Origin of the sequence: Mycobacterium sp. 3-98, assembly GCF_035918355.1 — a bacterium.
Taxonomy (GTDB): Bacteria; Actinomycetota; Actinomycetes; order Mycobacteriales; family Mycobacteriaceae; genus Mycobacterium; species Mycobacterium intracellulare.
The window spans coordinates 4,812,709-4,835,956 of record NZ_CP142360.1 but is presented as its reverse complement, the minus strand read 5'-3'; the positions used below and the strand labels follow the sequence as shown (position 1 = coordinate 4,835,956).

The window sequence follows — 23,248 nt, the reverse complement described above, 5'->3', positions numbered from 1 at the left end:
TCACCCTATTGTGTGCGCGTGAGTTCCAAACGCCAGCCGCCCCCGGCTCCCGAGCCCTTGAGCCCGCTCGTGGATGCGCACACCCACCTCGACGCGTGCGGCGCCACCGACGCCGAGGGGGTGCGGGCCATCGTCGACCGCGCGGCGGCGGTCGGGGTGCGCGCGGTCGTCACCATCGCCGACGACCTGGAGTCGGCGCGCTGGGTCACCCGCGCCGCCGAATGGGACCGGCGGGTTTATGCGGCAACGGCGTTGCACCCGACCCGCGCCGACGCGCTCACCGAGGCCGCCCGCGCCGAGATCGAGCACCTGGTGGCCCACCCCCGGGTGGTGGCGGTCGGCGAGACCGGCATGGACATGTATTGGCCCGGGCGGCTGGACGGCTGTGCCGAGCCCGCCGTGCAGCGGGAGGCCTTCGCCTGGCACATCGATCTGGCGAAGCGGTGCGGCAAACCGCTGATGATCCACAATCGGGAGGCCGACGCCGAGGTGCTCGACGTGCTCGCCGCCGAGGGCGCCCCGGACGTCGTGATCTTCCACTGCTTTTCCTCGGACGCCGCCATGGCGCAGCGCTGCGTGGACGCCGGATGGCTGCTGAGTCTGTCCGGCACCGCCAGCTTCCGCAACGCGCGCGCCCTGCGCGAAGCCGTCCCGTTGATACCGCCGGAGCAGCTGCTGGTCGAAACCGATGCCCCTTTTTTGACACCGCATCCTTACCGAGGCGCGGCCAATGAGCCGTATTGCCTTCCTTATACTGTTCGGGCGATCGCCGAACTGGTGGATCGTCGCCCCGAGGAGCTGGCTCACGTCACGACGAGTAACGCTCGACGGGTGTACGGATTGGCCGCCGATTGAGGCGACTGACCTGGCGATTCTGTTGACACGCCGTGTCGCAGCCGCGCCAGAGTTGCCCAACATTGGCCAGTTCGTTACCGTCTTGTGATCGAACGGTATGGGCCTGCGGGCCCTTAATTTATGACCTGCTGCTAAATGAGTGGTTGCTGAGGGTTGGGTAGCGCGCGTTGAGTGTATTGACAAAACTTCATCAGAATCCTTCGCCGATGTTGCGTCTCGTGGTCGGAGGGCTGCTGGTAGTCCTGGCATTCGCGGGCGGATATGCGATCTCGGTGTGCAAGACGGTGACGTTGACCGTCGACGGTGTCGCCATGCAGGTGAAGACCATGAAGTCGCGGGTCATCGACGTCGTCGAGGAGAACGGCTTCGTCATCGACGACCGTGACGATTTGTACCCCGCCGCCGATGTCGCGGTTCACGACGCCGGCAAGATCGTGCTCCGGCGCAGCCGCCCGTTGCAGATCTCGCTGGACGGCCATGACACCAAGCAGGTGTGGACCACGGCGTCCACCGTCGACGAGGCGCTGGCCCAGTTGGCGATGACCGACACCGCCCCCGCCGCGGCCAACCGCGGTAGCCGCGTCCCGCTGGCCGGGATGGCGCTGCCCGTCGTCAGCGCGAAGACGGTCCGCATCAACGACGGCGGCGCCGTGCGCACGGTACATCTGGCGGCCCCGAACGTCGCCGGCCTGCTCAGCGCCGCCGGCGCGCCGCTGCTCGAGAGCGACCAGGTGGTGCCCGCCGCGACGACGCCGATCGTCGACGGAATGGAAGTCCAGGTGACCCGCAACCGGATCCAGCAGGTCACCGAGCGAATCCCGTTGCCGCCCAACGCGCGCCGGATCGAAGATCCGGAAATGAACATGAGCCGCCAGGTGGTCGAGGACCCGGGCAGCCCCGGCACGCAGGACGTCACCTTCTCGGTGGCCACCGTCAACGGGGTCGAGACCGGCCGCCTGCCGATCGCCAACACGGTGATCACCCCCGCCCGCGAATCGGTGGTGCGAGTCGGCACCAAGCCCGGCACCGAGGTGCCGCCGATCAGCGACGGCTCCATCTGGGATGCGATCGCCGGTTGTGAGGCCGGCGGAAACTGGGCGATCAACACCGGCAACGGGTATTACGGCGGTGTGCAGTTCGACCAGGGCACGTGGGAGCGCAACGGCGGGTTGCGGTTCGCCGCCCGCGCCGACCTCGCCACCCGCGAGGAGCAGATCACCGTCGCCGAGGTGACCCGAGAGCGCCAGGGTTGGGGTGCGTGGCCAGTGTGCAGCGGAAGAGCTGGTGCGCGCTGACCATCCGGCTACTCGGGCGCACGGAGATCAGGCGGCTGGCCAAAGAACTTGAGTTTCGGCCACGGAAATCGCTCGGCCAGAATTTCGTCCACGACGCCAACACGGTGCGCCGAGTGGTGTCGACCTCCGGGATCGGTCGGTCCGACCACGTCCTGGAAGTGGGCCCCGGCCTCGGTTCGTTGACGCTCGCACTGCTGGACCGGGGCGCCCCCGTCACCGCCGTCGAAATCGATCCGGTGCTGGCCGAACGATTGCCGGACACCGTCGCGGAGCACTCGCACAGCGAAATCCAGCGCCTGAGCGTGCTCAACCGCGATATCTTGACCCTTCGCCGTGACGAACTGGACGTCCAGCCGACCGCCGTGGTCGCGAACCTGCCCTACAACGTCGCGGTCCCGGCGCTGTTGCACCTGCTCGCCGAGTTCCCGTCCATTCGGGTCGTGACGGTCATGGTGCAGGCCGAGGTCGCCGAACGCCTTGCCGCCGAACCCGGCGGCAAGGAGTACGGCGTGCCCAGCGTGAAGGTTCGCTTCTTCGGCACGGTTCGCCGTTGCGGCACGGTCTCGCCGACCGTGTTCTGGCCGATTCCCCGCGTCTACTCCGGACTGGTTCGCATCGACCGGTACGCGACCTCGCCGTGGCCCACCGCCGACGCGTTCCGGCGTCAGGTGTTCGAGCTGGTGGACATCGCCTTCGCTCAGCGCCGCAAGACCTGTCGCAACGCGTTCCTGGACTGGGCCGGCTCGGGCAACGAGTCGGCGGATCGGTTGCTGGCTGCCAGCATCGATCCCGCGCGCCGCGGCGAGACGCTCTCCATCGACGACTTCGTGCGGTTGTTGCAGCGCTCCGCCGATCGCTCCCACAGCGCCGCCGCGACGAGCCCCCACACCACCTCGGCCGGCTGAACGCCGAAAGTCCGGGCGCCGCTACGTGGTCGGCCGGTCGCAGCGATAGTCTGCTGCGGTGTCCGCGTCTGACGGCAATACCGCTGCGGCTTGGGTGCCCACCGGGTCGGTCACCGTTCGGGTGCCCGGAAAAGTCAACCTCTACCTGGCGGTCGGTGACCGCCGCGAGGACGGCTATCACGAGCTGACGACGATATTCCAGGCCGTCTCGCTGCTCGACGAGGTGACCGTGCGCAATGCCGACGTGCTCTCGCTCCAGATCGTCGGCGAGGGCGCCGACAAACTGCCCACCGATGAACGCAACCTCGCCTGGCAGGCGGCGGAACTGATGGCCGAACACGTCGGCCGGGCACCGGACGTGTCGATCATGATCGACAAGTCGATACCGGTGGCCGGCGGCATGGCCGGCGGCAGCGCCGACGCGGCGGCGGTGCTGGTCGCCATGAACTCCCTGTGGGAACTCAACGTGCCCCGCCGCGACCTGCGCATGCTCGCCGCGCGGCTGGGCAGCGACGTGCCGTTCGCGCTGCACGGCGGCACCGCGTTGGGCACCGGGCGGGGTGAGGAGCTGGCGACGGTGTTGTCGCGCAACACCTTCCACTGGGTTTTGGCGTTCGCCGACAGCGAGCTGCTCACGCCAGCCGTCTTCACCGAACTGGACCGGCTCCGGGAGGCGGGGGACCCGCCGCGACTGCCCGCGCCCGGGCCGGTGCTGGCAGCCCTGGCCGCCGGCGATGCCGAGCAGCTGGCCCCGCTGCTGGGCAACGAGATGCAGGCGGCCGCGGTCAGCCTGAATCCCGGTCTGCGGCGCACGTTGCGGGCCGGGGTGGACGCCGGCGCGCTGGCGGGCATCGTCTCCGGCTCGGGCCCGACGTGTGCCTTCTTGTGCCCCTCGGCCGCCGCGGCGGTCGACGTCGGCACCGAGGTGTCCGGAGCGGGGGTGTGCCGGACGGTACGGGTCGCCAGCGGGCCGGTGGTCGGGGCGCGGGTGGTCCCCGCGCCCACCGAGGTGTGAATATTTTCCCGTTTTGCGCATTAGTTTTGCGCTTCCCTAAGAGGAGCTTAAGATAATGCGCGGTGACGGGAAGCGTTGAGCAAGATCACTTAATTCCATCGTCCGCCGGGCGCGCCGGCGGGCGATTAATGCATACGGCCCGACAAGGTTTGTCGGGCCTGTTTCACGCTTGCCGGGCGACCGGCCGCCGCCCTGGTGCGGCGGGCGGGGGCGCATCACCGATCCGAGACCTAACCGCCGCCCAACCGTGTTTGCGTGCTTGCGGCGAAGTATTACCCAGCGGGCGGAATATGAGATTTCGGGCGTTGGGACGAGGGCTGGAACCGAGGAGGTTTTTGTGAGCAGGTTTACCGAGAAGATGTACCGCAATGCCCGGTCCGTGACGACGGGCATGGTTACCGGTGAACCCCACGAACCAGTCCGCCACACCTGGGGCGAGGTCCACGAGCGCGCGCGTCGTATCGCGGGTGGCCTGGCCGCCGCGGGCATCGGGCCCGGCGACGCGGTCGGCGTGCTCGCCGGCTTCCCGGTGGAGATCGCGCCGACGGCGCAGGGCCTGTGGATGCGCGGCGCCAGCCTGACCATGCTGCACCAGCCCACACCGCGCACCGACCTGGCCGTGTGGGCCGAGGACACCATGAACGTCATCGGCATGATCGAGGCGAAGGCCGTCGTCGTGTCGGAGCCGTTCCTGGTGGCCATCCCGGTGCTCGAGGAGAAGGGCATCAAGGTCGTCACGGTGGCCGACCTGCTCACGGCGGAGCCGATCGACCCCGTCGAGGTCGGCGAGGACGCGCTGGCGCTGATGCAGCTGACGTCCGGCTCGACCGGTTCCCCCAAGGCGGTGCAGATCACCCACCGCAACATCTACTCCAACGCCGAGGCGATGTTCATCGGCGCCCAGTACGACGTCGACAAGGACGTCATGGTGAGCTGGCTGCCCTGCTTCCACGACATGGGCATGGTCGGCTTCCTCACCATCCCGATGTACTTCGGCGCCGAGCTGGTCAAGGTCACCCCGATGGACTTCCTGCGCGACACGCTGCTGTGGGCCAAGCTCATCGACAAGTACAAGGGCACCATGACCGCGGCGCCCAACTTCGCCTACGCGCTGCTGGCCAAGCGGCTGCGCCGGCAGGCCAAGCCCGGCGATTTCGACCTGTCGACGCTGCGCTTCGCGCTGTCCGGCGCCGAGCCCGTCGAACCCGCCGACGTCGAGGACCTGCTCGATGCCGGCAAGCCGTTCGGCCTGAATGCGTCGGCGATCCTGCCGGCCTACGGCATGGCCGAAACCACGCTGGCCGTGTCGTTCTCGGAGTGCAACGCCGGTCTGGTCGTCGACGAGGTCGATGCCGACCTGCTGGCCGCCCTGCGTCGTGCCGTGCCCGCCACCAAGGGCAACACCCGCAGGCTGGCCACGCTCGGCCCGCTGCTGCAGGATCTCGAGGCGCGCATCATCGACGAGAACGGCGATGTGATGCCGCCCCGCGGGGTCGGCGTGATCGAGCTGCGCGGCGAGTCGCTGACGCCCGGCTACCTGACCATGGGCGGCTTCATCTCGGCCCAGGACGAGAACGGCTGGTATGACACCGGCGACCTCGGCTACCTGACCGAGGAGGGCCACGTGGTGGTGTGCGGCCGCGTCAAGGACGTCATCATCATGGCCGGCCGCAACATCTATCCGACCGACATCGAGCGCGCCGCCTGCCGCGTCGAGGGGGTGCGGCCCGGCTGCGCCGTCGCGGTGCGGCTGGACGCCGGCCACTCCCGCGAGACGTTCGCCGTGGCCGTGGAGTCCAACGCTTTCCAGGACCAGGCCGAGGTGCGTCGCATCGAGCACCAGGTCGCCCGCGAGGTGGTGGCGGAGGTCGACGTGCGGCCGCGCAACGTGGTGGTGCTCGGTCCCGGGACCATTCCGAAGACGCCGTCGGGCAAGTTGCGGCGATCCAACTCGGTCACCCTGGTCACCTAGGGTTTTGCGCTTACCAGGCGTGGACGCGGTTCTGCGCGGGCTCTAACCCCAGTTCGATCAGCAATTCGGTTGCGTCCGCGGCCTGTTCGCAGATCGTGGGGACTTCGGTGCGCTCGGCGGCATTGAAGTTTTCCAGCACGAACGCCGCCGGATCTTTGCGTCCCGGCGGACGGCCGATGCCGATGCGGACCCGCTGAAAGTCCTTGCTGCCCAGGGCGTTAGCCAACGAACGCAGCCCGTTGTGGCCGCCTTCGCCGCCGCCGATCTTGAGCCGGATGCGGCCAAAGTCCAAGTCGAGATCGTCGTGGATGACGATGATGTCGCCCGGCGTCACCGAGTAGAACTTCGCCAGCGGGCCGACCTGGCGGCCGGATTCGTTCATGTAGCAGCGCGGCTTGGCCACCACCACCGAGTGTCCGACGAGGCGGCCGCTGACGATTTCGGCACCGGAACGCTTGTGCGCCTTGAACTTCGAGCCCATCCGTGCCGCGAGCAGGTCGGCGACCATGAACCCGACATTGTGTCGGGTGCGGGCGTAGTTGTCTCCGGGATTGCCCAGGCCGACGACCAGCAACGGCTCGGCCATGTTGCGATCCGCCTACTCGGACTCGGCTTCGGAGGCCTCTTCTTCGCCGGCCTCTTCGGCTTCGCCCTCGGCCGGCGCGGCCTCCTCGGTGACCTCGCCCGCGCCCTCTTCGGCCAGCTCCTCGGCCGTCGGCGCGTTAACCACGTTGACCACAAGCATTTCCGGGTCGGAGATCAGGTTGACACCCTTGGGCAGGGATATCTGTCCGGCGGTGAACTGGGTGCCGGGCTCGGTGTCCTCGACCGACACCGTCAGCTGCTCGGGGATCGACATGGCGTCGGCCTCGACCTCGATGGTGCTGGTTTCCTGGGTCACCAGCGTGCCGGGCGCGGCGTCGCCCTCGATGACGACGCGGACCTCGACGACGACCTTCTCGCCGCGCCGCACGACCAACAGGTCGGCGTGCTGAATGGTGCGGCGGATGGGGTGGATGTCGAGCGACTTGGTCAGCGCCAGCTGCTCCTTGCCCTCGATGTCGAGGGTCAGCACCGCATTGGTGCCGGCGTGCCGCAGCACGGCCGCGAAGTCATGGCCGGGCAGTTCGAGGTGCTGAGGGTCGGCGCCGTGGCCGTAGAGGACGGCCGGGATCTTGCCGTCGCGGCGTGCTCGCCGGGACGCACCCTTGCCGGTCTCGGCGCGCACCGTGACCTTGAGCTGGTTGAGGGTTTTGGCAGCCATCGTGTCGCTCCTGTGTGTGCTCGGTGGTTCGGGGCACGGCCAGGGTCGCGACAGATCGTCGGTCTCCGTCGATAACGGTGCTGGCCAGCCAGCCACCCTCGCCGTGACGCCCGGTCAGGTTAGCGCATGTGCACCTCAGAGGGGAAATTCGGCGCCGGGCGTGGTCTCGGCGCCCGGCGCTAGCCGCGTCCGTGGGCGCGGACGCCACGCTTGTCACTCCTGTCACTCCCGTCGCTCCTCCGGGAGATGTCGCAAGTGCCCACCTCCGAGCGACAAAGGGGCGCCGCGCGGACGGCGAGGCGCGGTTCGGACGGCGAGGCGCGGTGCGGACGGCGAGGCGCGGTGCGGACGGCGAGGCGCGGTGCCGCCGGGGTTGCGCGCCGGCCGACGCCGGGATTGCGCGCCGGGTGCGGTAAGGGTTGCGCGCCGGCCGACGCCGGGATTGCGCGCCGGGCGCGGTAAGGGTTGCGCACCGGGTGTCGCCGGGTCCGCCCGCCGGGTTGCGCGCCGGGCGGCCGCGGTTGTCGCTCGGAGGTGGGCAAAAGGCCCATCCCCTCGGCCAGGGACACCTGGGGCCAGCGTGGCCCATGTGACTTCAGAGGGGGAATTGCGTCTTCGTGAGCTGCTCGGACAGCGCCCACAGCTCGGCGGCCATGGCCGCATCCTTGGCCCGCCGGCTCCGCCCCACCGGTTGGGTGCGGCCCAGATAGCCGAATCGCGGGCCAACGAAGGTGTCGCCGGGCAAATCCTGCGACGCCGCGTACAGAGTCTGCCGCGCGCCGAAATCGGCGTCGGTGGCGACCACCCGGGTCGCGGCCGACATCAGCGCGTCGCCCAACTTGCGGCCCGAGGCGCCCTGCAGGTTGGTGTGCGAGTAGCCGGGATGGACCGCGATCGCGCGCAGCGGGGATCCGGCCGCGGCCAGGCGTCGCTGCAGCTCGCTGGTGAACAGCAGATTGGCGAGCTTGGACTGGCTGTAGGCCAGCCACGGCGAGTACCGGCGCGCCTGCCAGTTCAGGTCGTCGAGCCTGATGCGTCCCGGCCAGTGCGCCATCGACGACACGGTCACCACCCGGTCGCTCAGCTTGGGCAGCAGCAGGTTCGTCAGTGCGAAATGGCCCAGGTGGTTGGTGCCGATCTGGCTCTCGAAGCCGTCGACGGTCAAGGAGAACGGGGCCGCCATGATGCCGGCGTTGTTGATCAGCACGTCGGCGGTGCCCACCCCGTCGGCGAACCGGCGCACCGACGACAGGTCCTGTAGGTCGAGTTCACGCACCTCGACCTGGCCGGCCATGGTCCGGGCGGCGGTCTCGCCCTTGCGGATGTCGCGCACGGCCATGACGATCGTGGCCCCGCGGCGCGCCAGTTCGCGTGCGGTCACGGCGCCCAACCCGCTGTTGGCACCGGTGATGATGACGGTTCGTTCGGCGAACGACGGAAGGTCTGCGGCGGTCCAGTTCGTCATGGCTGAACAGTACCGACATCGAACGCCAGCGGCAGGGTCGTCGGTCCGGTGATGCCGCTGATGGCTTTCCACGGCGCCGGTCCGGTGCGGCGGGGGTTGGGCATGCGTCGGGTGATCACCCGCAGCGCCTCGGTCAATTCGAGGCGCGCGAGGTGGGCGCCGAGGCAAAAGTGCACGCCGCCACCGAAGGTGAGCATCGCCGGCGGGTCTTCACGCGTGATGTCGACGCGGTTGGGCCGGTCGTACACGCTCGCGTCGCGGTTGGCCGCGGCGGTATTGGCGAGCACCAGGGTGCCGGCGGGAATGCACACCCCCGCCAGCTCGACGTCTTCGACGGTTTCCCGGACAGTGCCGAAAACGATTGGGTAGTAACGCATCAGCTCGTGAACCGCGTTGGCGGCCAGCTCGGGGTGCTGGGCGAGCAGCGCCCACTGATCGGGCTGGTCGGCCAACACCTGCACCGCCGCGGCGAGCTGGTTGCGGGTGGTGTCGGTTCCGGCACCGAGCAGCGTCGCGCACAGCATGAGCAGTTCGTCGTGGGTGAGCCGGCCTCCATCGTCTTCGCTCCGGATGAGCTCCGAGATCAGGTCGTCGGACAGCGACGCGCGCCGCCGCGCGATCAACTCCTCGAGGTAGGCGTCGAGTTGATCCCACGCGGCCAGGATCGCCGGGCCGTCTTCGGCGACGTTCCAATCGAAGATCTTCTTGATGTCATCGGTCCAGTCGCTGAACAGGTGCCAATCCTCCGGCGGCGCACCCAGCAACGCGCAGATGACCGGCGTCGGGTAGCGGCGAGCGATGTCGGCGACGACGTCGCAGTGCCCCGCCTCGGCGAGCGGGTCGACCAGGCCGTCGATGATCTCGATGACGAGAGCGCGCAGCCGCTCCGCGCCCCGCGGTGCGAAGGCCTTCGACACCAGGCGGCGCAGCCGGTGATGTGCGGCGCCGTCGAGTCCGAGGATGTTGCTGATGGCCCTGTCCCATAGCGGGCCGGAGGTAACGCCTTGCAGGCCGAGCCCGAGGCCGTGCGCGGTGACGAATCGGCTGTCGCGCAACACCGTCCGGACGAGCTCGTAACTCAACACCTCCGGTCCGTGCGGGCCGACGGCGATCGGTGACAGCTCGCGGGCGTCGTCGATGACGCGGTGCGCCGCGTCGGGATCGGTGAGGTGATCATAGGCAATGACGGGTAGGCCGGCGTCGAAAACGTTCGGGCATCCGCTGATGAGAGTGGTCATGGCAGTCGACTATCCGGCGCCGCGCAGCAAAGACCATCCGCCCTGGCGCGTAGATATACGGCCCGGGGGTCGTAGATCCGCGCGCCGCGCGAAGGCGATCTGCGCGTATTGGCCGATGTTTTGCCTAGTCGGCGGAGGCGATGCTGACTAACATGAGCCAACATGCGGAAATACCGTCGCTAACCTGGGACGATTTGGGCGTGGTCGAGTTGCTGCCGACCGGAACGGTGACGTTGCTGCTGGCCGATGTCGAGGGCTCGACGCGGCTGTGGGAAACGCGGCCCGAGGAGATGACGGCCGCGCTGGTCCAGCTGAACAAGACGGTGAACGAGGCGATCGCCTCGCACGACGGGGTGCGCCCGCTCGAACAGGGTGAGGGCGACAGCTTTGTGGCCGCCTTCGCGCGGGCGTCCGACGCGGTGGCATGTGCGCTGGAGTTGCAGCGGGCCCCGCTGGTCCCGATCCGGCTGCGCATCGGAATCCACACCGGCGAGATCCAGCTGCGCGACGACGCCAACTACGCCGGCCCGACGATCAACCGCACCGCGCGGCTGCGCGACTTGGCGCATGGTGGGCAGACCGTGTTGTCGGGGGTGACCGAATCGCTGGTCGTCGACCGCCTTCCCGAGGACGTCTGGCTGGCCGATCTGGGCAGCCATCCCTTGCGGGACCTCCCGCGTCCCGAACGGGTCGTGCAGGTGTGTCATCCGGACCTGCGCAACGAGTTCCCGCCGCTGCGCGTCCGCACAGCTGTTGTGGCGCAGAACCTTCCCGCCCAGTTGACGAGCTTTGTCGGCCGCCAAGCGCAACTGGGCGAAGTGCGGGACATCGTCACCGCCAACCGGCTGGTGACGCTGACCGGAGCCGGCGGCGCGGGAAAGACCAGGCTGGCCGTCGAAAGCGCCGCACGAGTGGCCGCGGACTTCTCCGATGGGGTCTGGTACGTCGACCTCGCACCGATCACCATCCCGGAAGTGGCGCCGGTGACCGTGGCCCGCACGCTGGGACTGCCCGATCAACCGGGCCGCTCCACCATGGATCTGCTCGTTCGCTTCTTCGGCGACAAGAAGATCTTGCTGCTGCTCGACAACTGTGAGCACCTGCTTGACGCATGCGGCGCGATGGCCATCGAATTGCTGGCGGCCTGCCCACAATTGACGATCCTGGCCACCAGCCGCGAGCCGCTGGGCTTGCCCGGGGAGCTGAGCTGGCGGGTTCCGTCGCTGTCCCTTGCCGACGAGGCCATCGAATTGTTCACCGACCGGGCGCGGCGTGCCCGCCCCGAATTCGTTGTGACAGAGGAAAACCGGGCACTGCTCGAGCAGATCTGCGAGCGTCTGGACGGCATGCCATTGGCGATCGAGCTCGCCGCCGCGCGGGTTCGGGCGCTGTCGTTGCATCAGATCGTGGACAGCCTGCATGACCGGTTCCGGTTGCTCACCGGGGGTGCGCGCACCGCGGTGCGCCGCCAGCAGACGCTGCGAGCCTCGGTGGATTGGTCGCACGCGCTACTGACAGAACCGGAGCAGGTGCTGTTTCGGCGGCTGGCCGCGTTCGCCGGCGGTTTCGACCTGGATGCTGCCCAAGCCGTCGGCGCCGACAGCGATGTCGAAAGCTACCAGCTGCTGGATCAATTGAGCTTGCTGGTCGACAAATCTCTCGTCGTCGCCGACGACACCGCAGACGGGATGCGCTACCGCTTGCTGGAGACGGTGCGCCAGTACGCCCAGGAAAAGCTCGGCGAATCCGGTGAGGCCGACGACGTTCGCACGCGCCACCGCGACTACTACACGGCCAGGGCCATTGACTTTGAGTCACATGGGTTGAGTGGCCTTGAGGCGCTGTTGAATTGGGCGCAAAGCGAAATCGACAACCTGCGAGCCGCCTACAGCTGGAGCCTGGAGAAATCCGAGCCGGAGATTGCGCTGGAGCTGGTGTCCGCGGTACAGCAGGTCTGGATCCGCTGCGGGCGGTTCCGGGAAGGACTGGCGGGGTTCGACGCGCTCTTGACCGACGAAACGCGATCGCACGTCACGCCCGCGGCCTGGGTGCGCGGGGTCGCCTATCACGGTGTTTTGTGCGCGTGGGCGGGGGCCCGCGGGGATGCGGACCGTTCCCGCGAGGCGTTGGCGATCGCTCGTGAGCTCGACGTCCCGGCGTTGCTCGCCCTGGCCCTGGTCGGGCGGGGCGCGTTGGCGCTCTACGAGGTCGACAAACTGGAGTCCTACGTGGACGAGGCCATCGACCTGGTTCGTGCGATCGATGATCGGTGGAGTCTGTGTCAGACTCTTGCCTATCTGGCGGTGACGAATTGCTATGCAGGTGAACCTATTCCGATGCGGGCGGCGGCGGAAGAAGGACGTGAACTTGCCGACGCGCTCGGCGACCGGTTCTTCTCCCGGAACTGTCGGACGTGGTTGGGTCTCGCGCTGTGCATGCAGGGCAATCTCACCGAGGCGCAAGAGGTCCTGCATGCGTTGGCCGAGGAAGCGGAGGCTGCCCGCGATCTTCCGATGACGGTCTTCGGTCAAGTGGGCTATGGACAGGTGCTCGCCTTCCAGGGGCGGGCGGCCACCTTGTTAACCTCGGCGCGATCCGCCTTCAGTGCCGCCGAGGCGATGGGTGGACTCTACGGAGACACCATGTATGCGATGTTTGCGCATGCGGCCCTGATCACCGGCGATGCCGCGGGCGCACGGCAGGCCGCCGAAGAGGCGTGGCGGCATACGGTCCCGGCGCGCGAGCTCTACGCGAGGTGTTTCAATCCGATGGCTGAGGCCGCGCTGGCATGCGGTGACGTCGCCGCCGCCCGCCGTTGGGTCGATGACACCGTCGCGATGGTCCCGGGTTGGCACGAAATGGGTGCGCGAACGGTGCGGGCGCACATCGCGTTAGCCCAGGGCGATCTCGACCAGGCCGAGCGCGACGCACACGAAGCCCTTGTGATCGCCGCCCGCACCCAGGGATATCTGCGGGTGGCCGACGCGTTGGAATGCCTCGTCCGATTGGCGGCCGACGTCGGCGCCCATCCATACGCTGCCCGCCTGCTCGGCGCGTCCGCCGCGATCCGCGAGCGCATGGGTCATGCCCGCTTTGCGTTGTATCGGGAGGGGTACGACTCGGCGGTGGCGGCCATACGAGAGGGATTGGGGCAGAATGCCTTTGACGCCGCTTGGGCGGAAGGGGCCGCGCTGTCCACCGAAGAGGCGATCGCCTACGCGCAACGCGGGCGTGGCGAACGCAAACGCCCGAGCAGCGGCTGGGAATCGCTGACGCCCATGGAGAACGATGTGGTACGTCTGGTCCGTGAAGGCCTGGGCAACAAGGAGATCGGCGCGCGGCTTTTCATCTCGCCGCGCACCGTCCAGACGCACCTCACCCACGTCTACTCGAAGCTCGGCCTGACATCCCGGGTCCAGCTGGTGCAGGAAGCGGGCCGTCGCTCCTGAATTTACTTCGCCGCGACGACGAATCCGCGGATGATCGCGTCGATGTCCGTCGACTCCGCGGCGGCCTGGTTGGCCATGCTGGTGATGGTCAGCTGCACCAGGTAGCGCTTGTGGTCCGGCGGCGGCCCGGTGGGGATGACGATGCGGTTCCAACTGTGTAGCCGCATGCCGTCGAGGTCGTAGCTGCCCTGGATCATCGACGACGGGAAGCCGCTGTACGGCGCGCCCGAGGCGTCCAGCTGCTTGAAGTTCTCGAACAGGTGCGCATCGTCGTTGCCGTGCTTGATGACTTCGGCCGGGTCGAAATCCCCGTTCAGCTGGAAGACCACCAGCCGCGCCGTCGGAAATTTACCGCCCTTGGAGATGATCAAGGTTTGCGGTGTGATGTTGGGACTGGTGAACGGCGCCCAGCCCTGCGGCGTCGGGATCGAGATCGTCAGGCCGGGAACGGATTCCGGTGCCACGGGTTGGCCGGTAACCCCGATGCTTTGCAGATACTGCGACAGGGGGACCGGCTTTGCCGTCGGGGTGGTGGTAGAGGTCGTCGGCGTCTTCGACAAGATCGATTGATAGTCAGGAGCTTTCGGGGCGCACCCGGCGGCCGACACGGCCAGTGCAACTATCGCGGCACCGGCCGCGCAGCTGCCGAACCGATTCACAGAATCTCGCGGACCGCGTCGATCGGGCGGGCAAGCCGAGTGCCCTTCGTCGTGACGACGAAGGGGCGTTCGATCAGGATCGGATGTTCGACCATGGCGTCGAGCAATTGCTCATCGGTCGCGTCGGCGAGATTGAGCTCCTCATACAGCGATTCACGCTTGCGCACCGCCGTACGCACGTCGATGCCGGCGTCGCGGATCATCTTCACCAGCTCGGCACGCGACGGCGGCTTCTTCAGGTACTCGACGACTTCGGGCTCAAGGCCGCTGTCGCGCAACAGGTCCAGCGTCTTGCGGGAGGTGCTGCAGCGGGGGTTGTGGTAGATGACGGTGTCGCCCATTTAGGCGTCCCCGTCGAACAGCCCTGTGACCGAGCCGTTTTCGAACACCGCGCGGATGGTGCTGGCCAGCAGTGGCGCGATGGACAGGACCGTCAGCTGTGGAAAGCGCTTCTCCTCACCGATCGGCAAGGTGTTCGTCACGATCACCTCCCGGGCGCCGCAGCCGGCCAGCCGCTCGGCCGCCGGGTCGGAGAGCACACCGTGCGTCGCGGCGATCACCACGTCGGCCGCGCCGTCGTCGTGCAGCAGCTTGACCGCGCCGGCGATGGTGCCACCCGTGTCGATCATGTCGTCGATCAAGACGCAGGTGCGTCCCGCCACCTCACCGACGACGCGGTTGGACACCACCTGGTTGGGCACCCGCGGGTCGCGGGTCTTGTGGATGAACGCCAGCGGGACACCGCCCAGGGCGTCGGCCCATTTCTCGGCGATGCGCACCCGGCCGGAGTCGGGGGAGACGACCACCATGTTGCCGTCGGGGTAGTTGTCCCGGATGTAGCCGGTGAGCAGGTTCTGCCCGCGCATGTGATCGACGGGCCCGTCGAAGAAGCCCTGGATCTGATCGGTGTGCAGGTCGACGGTCACGATCCGGTCGGCGCCGGCGGTCTTGAGCAGGTCGGCGACCAGGCGCGCCGAGATCGGTTCGCGGCCGCGGTGCTTCTTGTCTTGGCGGGCGTAGGGGTAGAACGGCATGACGGCGGTGATCCGCTTGGCGCTACCTCGCTTGAGCGCGTCGATCATGATGAGCTGTTCCATCAGCCAGTTGTTGACCGGCGCCGGCGCCGACTGCAACACGAAGGCGTCGCACCCGCGGACCGATTCGTGGAACCGGACGAAGATCTCGCCGTTGGCGAACTCGCGCGCGGTCTGCGCGGTGACGTGGACGTCGAGTTCCTTGGCCACCTGCTCGGCCAGCTCGGGGTGCGCCCGACCGGAGAAGAGCATCAAATTTTTGCGGTTATCGGTCCAGTCGTGGCTCACCGTGCTGCCCTTGCCGTTCGGATCCCAATGGAAGTGCCCATCGTACGAAGCGAATCGTACGGAAATGTGGCCGGGTTGCCAGCTACCGACGTCACGATGTCTGTTCGGTTTCTGCGGCGGGCGGCTGGCCGGTGGCCTTTTCGGCGGCCTCGGCCGCTTGCGCGGCGGCGCTGCCGGGGCGCTTGCGGTGCACCCAGCCCTCGATGTTGCGTTGCGGACCTGCGGAGACCGCCAGCGTTCCCGGCGGGACGTCGTTGCGCACCACGGTGCCCGCGCCGGTGTAGGCGCCGTCGCCGACCGTCACCGGAGCCACGAACATGGTGTCCGACCCGGTGCGGACGTGCGAACCGATGGTGGTCCGCCGCTTGGATTCGCCGTCGTAGTTGACGAACACGCTGGACGCGCCGATGTTGCTGTGCTCGCCGATGTCGGCGTCCCCGACATAGGTCAGGTGCGGCACTTTGGAGCCGGTGCCGATGGTGGAGTTCTTGGTCTCGACGAACGCGCCCAGCTTGCCGTCGTCGCCCAGCACGGTGCCGGGCCGCAGGTAGGTGAACGGGCCGACGGTGGCCCCGGCGCCGATGGACGACGAGGTGCCGTGGGTCCGCACCACCGAGGCGCCGTCGCCGACGCTGACGTCGGTCAGGGTGGTGTCCGGCCCGACGACGCAGTGCCCGCCGACCTGGGTGCGGCCCAGCAGCTGAGTCCCGGGGTGGATGACGGTGTCGCGGCCGATCGTCACGTCGACGTCGATCCAGGTGGTGGCCGGGTCGACGATGGTGACGCCGGCCATCTGATGGGCGGCGACGATGCGGCGGTTGAGCTCGGCGCCCAGCTGGGCGAGCTGGACCCGGTTGTTGACGCCGGCCACCAGCGCGCTGTCGTCGACGTGGCGGGCGTGGATCGCCAGGCCGTCGCCGCGCAGGATGGCGATGACGTCGGTCAGATACAGCTCCTGCTGGGCGTTGTTGGAGCTCAACCGGTTCAGCGCCGAGCGCAACGCCGCGATGTCGAAGGCGTAGACACCGGCGTTGACCTCGCGGATCTCGCGCTGGGATTCGGTGGCGTCGGCGTGCTCCACGATCGCCGTGACCTCGTTGTCCTGGGTGCGCAGGATGCGGCCGTAGCCACTGGGGTCGGTCAACGTCGTGGTCAGCACCGTGGCCGCGGCCGGCGCCGCGCTATGGGCGGCGATGAGGTCGGCGAGGGTGTCGGCGTCCAGCAGCGGAGTGTCGCCCGAGGTGACGACGACCACCCCGGCGTAGTCCTCGGGCAGCGCGGACAGGCCGCACAGGACGGCGTCGCCGGTGCCCCGCGGCCGGTCCTGCAGGGCCACGTCGATCGGGCGTCCGAGGGCGTCGGCCCAGTCGGCGACGAGCGGCGCGATGCGCTCGTGATCGTGGCCCAGCACCACGGTCAGGTGCTGCGGCGCCACCTTGGCGATCGCGTGCAGGAGGTGGGACAGCATGCTGCGCCCGCCGATGGTGTGCAGCACCTTCGGGGTGTCCGACCGCATCCGGGTGCCGGGCCCGGCCGCGAGCACCACGACCGCGGTATCACCAGGAGACGACATCAACCCTCCTTTTCGGGTTCGTCCCGCGCGGGCTGCGCGCGGAAGCGCCGACACGCCGTCAAGCGTGTCACCTCATCTGCGGTGAAGGCAAAAAATCGAGCCGCGGGAGACCCGCGCTCGATTCGGAGGAAGCTCCGTCGCCAGGACTCGAACCTGAACTATCTGAACCAAAATCAGAGGTGCTGCCGATTACACCACGACGGATCGCCAAGAAGACTTTAGTCGGCCTAGTCGGATGACGATGCGGGGCGCTTGCGGCCCGAGGAGGAATCCGACAATCCGGGCCTAGTCGGATGACGATGCGGGGCGCTGGTCGGCCACCGAACCGCCCACCGCCCGATACGCTGATTGACGTGGCCGTGCTGGACCCCCAAACGCAAAAGGAACCGGACAAAGAGGTTCGGGCGCCGCGCGCGCGGATGACCGGCACCGAACGCCGCCAACAACTCATCGGCATCGCGCGTTCGCTGTTCGCCGAGCGCGGGTATGAAGGCACCTCGATCGAGGAGATCGCGCTGCGGGCCAACGTGTCCAAGCCGGTCGTCTACGAGCATTTCGGGGGCAAAGAGGGCCTCTATGCCGTCGTCGTCGACCGGGAGATGTCGGCGCTGCTGGACGGCATCACCTCGTCGCTGACCAACAACCGCTCCCGGGTGCGGGTCGAGCGGGTCGCCCTTGCCCTGCTCACCTACGTCGAAGAGCGCACCGACGGCTTCCGGATCATGATCCGCGACTCACCCGCCGCGATCAGCTCGGGCACCTACTCGAGCCTGCTCAACGACGCCGTCAACCAGGTCAGCTCCATCCTGGCCGGTGATTTCTCCCGTCGCGGCCTGGATCCGGGGCTGGCTCCTCTCTACGCCCAGGCGCTGGTGGGCTCGGTGTCGATGACCGCGCAGTGGTGGCTCGACACCCGCGAGCCCAAGAAGGAAGTGGTCGCCGCGCACCTGGTCAACCTCATGTGGAACGGGCTGATCGGGCTGGAGGCCGACCCCCGCCTGCAGGACGAGTAGACCGCGACGGGCTACCCGCAGTCGCGCGCCATCAGGTCGGCGACGGTCTCGCGGCGAACCAGTTCGCGGGCCCGGCCATCCTTGACGGCCACCAGCGACGGCCTGCCGACCATGTTGTAGTTGGACGCCATGCTGTGGTGGTAGGCGCCGGTGCACGCCACGGCCAGCAGGTCGCCGGGGCGCAGATCCGCCGGCAACTCGATGTCGCGGGCGATCTCGTCGCCCGATTCACAGTGCCGGCCGGCCACGGTGACGGTCTGCTTGAGCCCCAGCGGATGCCGGTTGGCCAGCGCGACGGCGTACTGCGCGCCATACAGCGCCACCCGCGGGTTGTCGCTCATGCCGCCGTCGACGGCGACGAAGGTGCGACCGCCGAATTGCGTCTTCACCGAGCGCACCCGATACAGGGTCACGCCGGCGCGGCCGCTGATGGCCCGGCCCGGTTCCACCACGATCTGTGGGCGGGGGAACTGCTCGGCGGCGCAGGCCTCGTCGAGGGCGTCCTCGATCGCCGCGGCCAGCTCGTCGAGGTCCAGCTCGCGATCGCCGGGGACGTACGGGATCGCATGTCCGCCACCGATGTTCAGCTCGGTGAGGATGACGCCGTGCCGGGCCCGGATGTCGGCCATCGCGGCGATCATCCGCCGAATGGCCTCGCCGTACAGGGCGGCGTCGCTGACCTGCGAGCCGATGTGGCAGTGCAGGCCGACCAGGTCGAGGATGGGGTGCGCCAGCACGCGGGCCACGGCGTCGGCGGCGTGGTCGCCGGCGAGCGTGAAGCCGAACTTCTGGTCGCTGACGCCGGTGGTGACGGCGCGGTGCCCGTGGATGTCGATGTCGGGCGTCACCCGGATGAGCACCCGCTGGCGCCGCCGCGCCAGGCCGGCGAGGTAGGCGATCTCCATGCAGGAGTCCAGCACGATGCGCCCCACCCCGGCGCGCACGGCGTCGCGCAGCTCGTCGGGCGATTTCGCGTTGCCGTGCATGACGATGCGGGCCGGGTCGACGCCGCCGGCCAGGGCCGTGGCCAGTTCACCGGCCGAGCAGACGTCGACGCCGAGGCCCTCGTCGCGGGCCCAGCCTGCCACCGCGGTGCTCAGCAGCGACTTGCCGGCGTAGACGACCTCGACCCCGCGCAGGGTCCGGCGATAGCGGCGGGCGCGATGCCGGAAGTCGGCTTCGTCGATCACGTAGGCCGGGGTGTTGAACTCGTCGGCGATATTGGCCAGCGCCACACCGCCGACGCACAGCCTCCCCTCCTCGTCGGGATGGGCGGTGAGGGGCCAGATCGCCGGGTCGAAGCGCGGCGGAGCCGCGTGGCCGAGCGACGGCAGAATGTCCAGCAATGTCATGAATCCAACGTGCGCCCGCGGGCGCACGCGTAGAGCTTTCTTGACGATCCCTTGACGACGCCGAGCCCAATATTGACGCGGATCGGCGTGTCCGGCGGTCCCCCGCCCGGCGACGGCGAGCGCCGCGTCGGCGGGAGGAAGGAGCCGGGCAAGCCGCCCTAGAATGGAATTCATCATGACCGCACCGGGGGCTGCTCGCCCAGAAACCCCGATCGCGGGGCTCGTTGAATTGGCGCTCACCGCGCCGACCTTCCAGCAGCTGATCGACAGCGCGGCCGCGTCGCCGGCCGAATTGCACCTGGTGGGTCCAGCCAGCGCACGGTTGTTTGTGGCCAGCGCGCTGGCGCGGTTGGGTCCTTTGCTGGTAGTCACCGCGACCGGGCGCGAAGCCGACGACCTGACCGCTGAACTGCGCGGCGTCTTCGGCGATGCCGTCGCGGTCTTCCCGTCCTGGGAGACGCTGCCGCACGAGCGGCTCTCGCCCGGCGTCGACACCGTCGGCGCCCGACTGACCGTGCTGCGGCGCCTGGCCCACCCCGACGACGCGCGGCTGGGCCCTCCCCTTCAGGTCGTGGTCACCGCGGCCCGCTCGCTGCTGCAGCCGATGACACCGCAGCTCGGCCTGATCGAGCCGGTCACATTGAGCGTCGGTGCGGAAGTCGAATTCGAGGGCGTGATCGCCCGGCTGGTCGAACTGGCCTACACCCGGGTCGACATGGTGGGCCGGCGCGGCGAGTTCGCCGTGCGCGGCGGGATTCTCGACGTCTTCCCGCCGACGGCCGAGCACCCGGTGCGCATCGAGTTCTGGGGTGACGAGGTCAGCGAGATGCGCATGTTCTCCGTCGCCGATCAGCGTTCGATCCCGGAGATCGAGGTCGACACCCTGATCGCGGTGCCCTGCCGCGAGCTGCTGCTCACGGAGGAGGTGCGGCAACGGGCCGCCGAGCTGTCCGCGCGGCACCCGGCGACCGAGCCCGCGATCACCGGCAGCGTCACCGACATGCTGGCCAAGCTCGCCGAGGGCATCGCGGTCGACGGCATGGAGGCCCTGCTGCCCGTGCTGCGGCCCGGCGAGCACGTGCTGCTGACCGACCAACTGGCGCAGGGCACCCCGATCCTGTTGTGCGACCCCGAGAAGATCCGCACCCGCGCCGCCGACCTGATCAAGACCGGCAGCGAATTCCTCGAAGCCTCGTGGTCGGCGGCCGCCATGGGCACGGACGCCCCCGTCGATGTCGCGCAATTCGGCGGATCGGGATTCGCCGAGCTGGATGACGTGCAGGCCGCGGCCGCCAAAGGCGGGCATCCGTGGTGGACGTTGAGCCAGTTGTCCGACGAGTCGGCCGTCGAGCTGGACATCCGGGCGGCGCCCTCGGCGCGCGGCCATCAGCACGACATCGACGGCATCTTCGCGATGCTGCGCGCGCACGTCACCACCGGCGGCTACGCCGTCGTCGTCGCCCCCGGCGCCGGGACCGCGCATCGCGTCGTGGAGCGGCTGGCCGAATGCGACACCCCCGCCGCCATGCTGGAATCGGGCGCCGCGCCCAAGCTCGGGGTGGTCGGCGTGCTCAAGGGCCCGCTGCACGACGGCGTCATCATCCCCGGCGCCACGCTGGTGGTGATCACCGAGACCGACCTCACGGGCAGCCGGGTCGCCGCCGTCGAGGGCAAGCGCCTGGCGGCCAAGCGGCGCAACACCGTTGACCCGTTGGCGCTGACCGCCGGTGATCTCGTCGTGCACGATCAGCACGGCATCGGCCGGTTCGTGGAGATGGTCGAGCGCACCGTGGGCGGCGCCCGCCGCGAGTACTTGGTGCTCGAATACGCCTCGAGTAAAAGGGGTGGTGGATCCGACAAGCTTTATGTCCCAATGGATTCGCTGGACCAACTGTCGCGGTACGTCGGCGGGCAGGCGCCCGCGCTGAGCAGACTCGGCGGTAGCGACTGGGCCAACACCAAGACCAAGGCGCGCCGCGCGGTGCGCGAGATCGCCGGCGAGCTGGTGTCCCTGTACGCCAAGCGGCAGGCGAGCCCCGGGCACGCGTTCGGCCCGGACACCCCGTGGCAGGCCGAGATGGAAGACGCGTTCGGGTACACCGAGACCGTCGACCAGCTGACCGCGATCACCGAGGTCAAGGGGGACATGGAAAAGCCGATCCCCATGGACCGGGTGATCTGCGGCGACGTGGGCTACGGCAAGACCGAGATCGCGGTGCGGGCGGCGTTCAAGGCGGTCCAGGACGGCAAGCAGGTGGCCGTGCTGGTGCCCACCACGCTGCTGGCAGACCAGCACCTGCAGACTTTCACCGACCGGATGACCGGGTTCCCGGTGACCGTCAAGGGCCTGTCCCGGTTCACCGACCCCGCCGAGTCCAAGGCGGTGATCGAGGGCCTGGCCGACGGGTCGGTGGACGTGGTGATCGGCACGCACCGGCTGTTGCAGACGGGGGTGCGCTGGAAGGACCTCGGCCTCGTCGTCGTCGACGAGGAGCAGCGGTTCGGCGTCGAGCACAAGGAGCACATCAAGTCGCTGCGCACCCACGTCGACGTGCTGACCATGAGCGCCACCCCGATCCCGCGCACGCTGGAGATGAGCCTGGCCGGGATCCGCGAGATGTCGACGATCCTGACCCCGCCCGAGGAGCGCTACCCGGTGCTGACCTACGTCGGCCCGCACGACGACAAGCAGGTCGCGGCCGCCTTGCGCCGCGAGCTGCTGCGCGACGGGCAGGTCTTCTACGTGCACAACCGGGTCAGCTCGATCGACCGGACGGCGGCGAAGATCCGGGAGCTGGTGCCCGAGGCGCGGGTGGTCGTCGCGCACGGTCAGATGCCCGAAGAACGGCTGGAACGCACGGTGCAGGGGTTCTGGAACCGCGAATACGACATCCTGGTGTGCACCACGATCGTGGAGACCGGGCTGGACATCTCCAACGCCAACACGCTGATCGTCGAGCGCGCCGACACCTTCGGCCTCTCGCAGCTGCACCAGCTGCGCGGACGGGTCGGCCGCAGCCGGGAGCGCGGCTACGCCTACTTCCTGTATCCGCCGCATGCGCCGCTGACCGAGACCGCCTACGACCGGCTGGCCACCATCGCGCAGAACAACGAGCTCGGCGCGGGCATGGCGGTCGCGATGAAGGACCTCGAGATCCGCGGCGCCGGAAACGTGTTGGGCGTCGAGCAGTCCGGGCACGTCGCCGGCGTCGGCTTCGACCTGTACGTCCGCCTGGTGGGCGAGGCCGTGGAGGCCTACCGCGCGGCCGCCGACGGCCACACCGTCACGACGGCCGAGGAGCCGAAGGACGTGCGCATCGACCTGCCGGTCGATGCGCACCTGCCGCCGGACTACATCGCCAGCGACCGGCTGCGGCTCGAGGCGTACCGCCGGCTGGCCGCGGCGGCCTCCGACGGCGAGATCGACGCGGTCGTGGAGGAACTCGTCGACCGCTACGGCGCGCTGCCCGAGCCGGCCCTGCGGCTGGTGGCGGTGGCCCGGCTGCGGCTGCTGTGCCGCGCCGCGGGCATCACCGAGGTGTCGGCGCCCTCGGCGACCACCGTGCGGCTCTCGCCGATGACGCTGCCGGATTCTGCGCAGGTGCGGCTCAAGCGGATGTATCCGGCGGCGGGCTACCGCGCCACGACCTCCACCGTGCAGGTTCCCATCCCGCGCTCCGGCGGCGTCGGCGCGCCGCGGCTGCGCGATGTCGAGCTGGTGCAGATGGTGGCCAACCTGGTGACGGCATTGCAGGGCAAGGCGCAGACGGATATTGGTATAACGAGTTCACCTGCGGCGATGACGAGTGAGGGGCGCTAAATGATCCGCGCCGGCGACGATGCAGAGCGCAGCGATGAGGAGGAGCGGCGC

General features: G+C 68.9%; 17 protein-coding genes and 1 tRNA gene. 8 read left to right on the top strand and 10 right to left on the bottom strand.

Annotated elements, in window-relative coordinates; genetic code table 11:
- Positions 1 to 12 precede the first annotated feature (12 nt).
- From QGN30_RS22570 to QGN30_RS22550, 5 genes are all read left to right on the top strand, one after another.
- The gene (locus QGN30_RS22570) at positions 13 to 855 is read left to right on the top strand and encodes a TatD family hydrolase (RefSeq protein WP_225330744.1); all 843 of its coding nucleotides are present in this window, start codon (positions 13 to 15) and stop codon (positions 853 to 855) included.
- Positions 856 to 1,022: 167 nt separating this feature from the next.
- The gene (locus QGN30_RS22565; protein ID WP_008254190.1) at positions 1,023 to 2,150 is read left to right on the top strand and encodes a resuscitation-promoting factor; all 1,128 of its coding nucleotides are present in this window, start codon (positions 1,023 to 1,025) and stop codon (positions 2,148 to 2,150) included.
- Positions 2,114 to 3,055 (top strand): 16S rRNA (adenine(1518)-N(6)/adenine(1519)-N(6))-dimethyltransferase RsmA, encoded by a 942-nt coding sequence (gene rsmA, locus QGN30_RS22560; protein ID WP_014379327.1) that lies wholly within the window; start codon positions 2,114 to 2,116, stop codon positions 3,053 to 3,055. Before QGN30_RS22565 ends, rsmA begins: the two co-directional genes overlap by 37 nt.
- 58 nt (positions 3,056 to 3,113) lie before the next feature.
- Entirely contained in the window at positions 3,114 to 4,070 is a 957-nt protein-coding gene (locus QGN30_RS22555) for a 4-(cytidine 5'-diphospho)-2-C-methyl-D-erythritol kinase (protein ID WP_044059200.1), read from the top strand.
- A gap of 337 nt (positions 4,071 to 4,407) precedes the next feature.
- Positions 4,408 to 6,042 carry a fatty acyl-AMP ligase gene (locus tag QGN30_RS22550; protein WP_008254197.1) on the top strand — a complete coding sequence of 545 codons (1,635 nt, stop codon included), beginning with the start codon at positions 4,408 to 4,410 and terminating at the stop codon, positions 6,040 to 6,042.
- A gap of 10 nt (positions 6,043 to 6,052) precedes the next feature.
- On the opposite strand, the gene pth is transcribed toward QGN30_RS22550, so the two are convergent.
- The 4 genes from pth to QGN30_RS22530 form a co-directional block, all read right to left on the bottom strand.
- Complete coding sequence (gene pth / locus QGN30_RS22545; RefSeq protein WP_008254198.1) at positions 6,053 to 6,628, bottom strand: aminoacyl-tRNA hydrolase; 576 nt, start codon at positions 6,626 to 6,628, stop codon at positions 6,053 to 6,055.
- A 12-nt stretch (positions 6,629 to 6,640) separates the two neighbouring features.
- Positions 6,641 to 7,306, bottom strand: coding sequence for a 50S ribosomal protein L25/general stress protein Ctc (locus QGN30_RS22540; RefSeq protein WP_008254200.1), 666 nt, complete (start codon positions 7,304 to 7,306; stop codon positions 6,641 to 6,643).
- A gap of 595 nt (positions 7,307 to 7,901) precedes the next feature.
- Positions 7,902 to 8,771, bottom strand: coding sequence for an oxidoreductase (locus QGN30_RS22535; RefSeq protein ID WP_014379330.1), 870 nt, complete (start codon positions 8,769 to 8,771; stop codon positions 7,902 to 7,904).
- Positions 8,768 to 10,009, bottom strand: a complete 1,242-nt coding sequence (locus tag QGN30_RS22530; RefSeq protein ID WP_038535202.1) for a cytochrome P450 — start codon at positions 10,007 to 10,009, stop codon at positions 8,768 to 8,770. The genes QGN30_RS22535 and QGN30_RS22530 overlap by 4 nt, the downstream gene beginning before the upstream one ends.
- Positions 10,010 to 10,149: 140 nt before the next feature.
- On the opposite strand from QGN30_RS22530, the gene QGN30_RS22525 reads away from it, so the two are divergent.
- Positions 10,150 to 13,458: a helix-turn-helix transcriptional regulator gene (locus QGN30_RS22525; protein ID WP_051473020.1), complete on the top strand. Its 3,309-nt coding sequence runs from the start codon at positions 10,150 to 10,152 to the stop codon at positions 13,456 to 13,458.
- Positions 13,459 to 13,460: 2 nt separating this feature from the next.
- Here QGN30_RS22525 and QGN30_RS22520 read toward each other — a convergent pair whose 3' ends face one another.
- The 5 genes from QGN30_RS22520 to QGN30_RS22500 form a co-directional block, all read right to left on the bottom strand.
- On the bottom strand, positions 13,461 to 14,117 hold the full coding sequence (locus QGN30_RS22520) for an LpqN/LpqT family lipoprotein (RefSeq protein ID WP_038535204.1): 657 nt from the start codon (positions 14,115 to 14,117) through the stop codon (positions 13,461 to 13,463).
- On the bottom strand, positions 14,114 to 14,458 hold the full coding sequence (gene arsC, locus QGN30_RS22515; protein WP_248923520.1) for an arsenate reductase (glutaredoxin): 345 nt from the start codon (positions 14,456 to 14,458) through the stop codon (positions 14,114 to 14,116). The genes QGN30_RS22520 and arsC overlap by 4 nt, the downstream gene beginning before the upstream one ends.
- Complete coding sequence (locus QGN30_RS22510) at positions 14,459 to 15,439, bottom strand: ribose-phosphate diphosphokinase (RefSeq protein WP_008254209.1); 981 nt, start codon at positions 15,437 to 15,439, stop codon at positions 14,459 to 14,461.
- A 91-nt stretch (positions 15,440 to 15,530) separates the two neighbouring features.
- A complete protein-coding gene (gene glmU, locus QGN30_RS22505; RefSeq protein WP_038535208.1) occupies positions 15,531 to 17,012 on the bottom strand; it encodes a bifunctional UDP-N-acetylglucosamine diphosphorylase/glucosamine-1-phosphate N-acetyltransferase GlmU in 1,482 nt (493 codons plus the stop codon).
- A gap of 132 nt (positions 17,013 to 17,144) precedes the next feature.
- Positions 17,145 to 17,216, bottom strand: a tRNA-Gln gene (locus tag QGN30_RS22500).
- A 215-nt stretch (positions 17,217 to 17,431) separates the two neighbouring features.
- On the opposite strand from QGN30_RS22500, the gene QGN30_RS22495 reads away from it, so the two are divergent.
- Positions 17,432 to 18,025, top strand: a complete 594-nt coding sequence (locus tag QGN30_RS22495; protein WP_008254212.1) for a TetR/AcrR family transcriptional regulator — start codon at positions 17,432 to 17,434, stop codon at positions 18,023 to 18,025.
- Between the two features lie 11 nt (positions 18,026 to 18,036).
- On the opposite strand, the gene lysA is transcribed toward QGN30_RS22495, so the two are convergent.
- Positions 18,037 to 19,377, bottom strand: a complete 1,341-nt coding sequence (gene lysA, locus QGN30_RS22490) for a diaminopimelate decarboxylase (RefSeq protein ID WP_038538446.1) — start codon at positions 19,375 to 19,377, stop codon at positions 18,037 to 18,039.
- Positions 19,378 to 19,552: 175 nt separating this feature from the next.
- Between lysA and mfd the strand changes: the two genes are divergently transcribed.
- A complete protein-coding gene (gene mfd, locus QGN30_RS22485) occupies positions 19,553 to 23,197 on the top strand; it encodes a transcription-repair coupling factor (RefSeq protein ID WP_165576445.1) in 3,645 nt (1,214 codons plus the stop codon).
- Positions 23,198 to 23,248 lie beyond the last annotated feature (51 nt).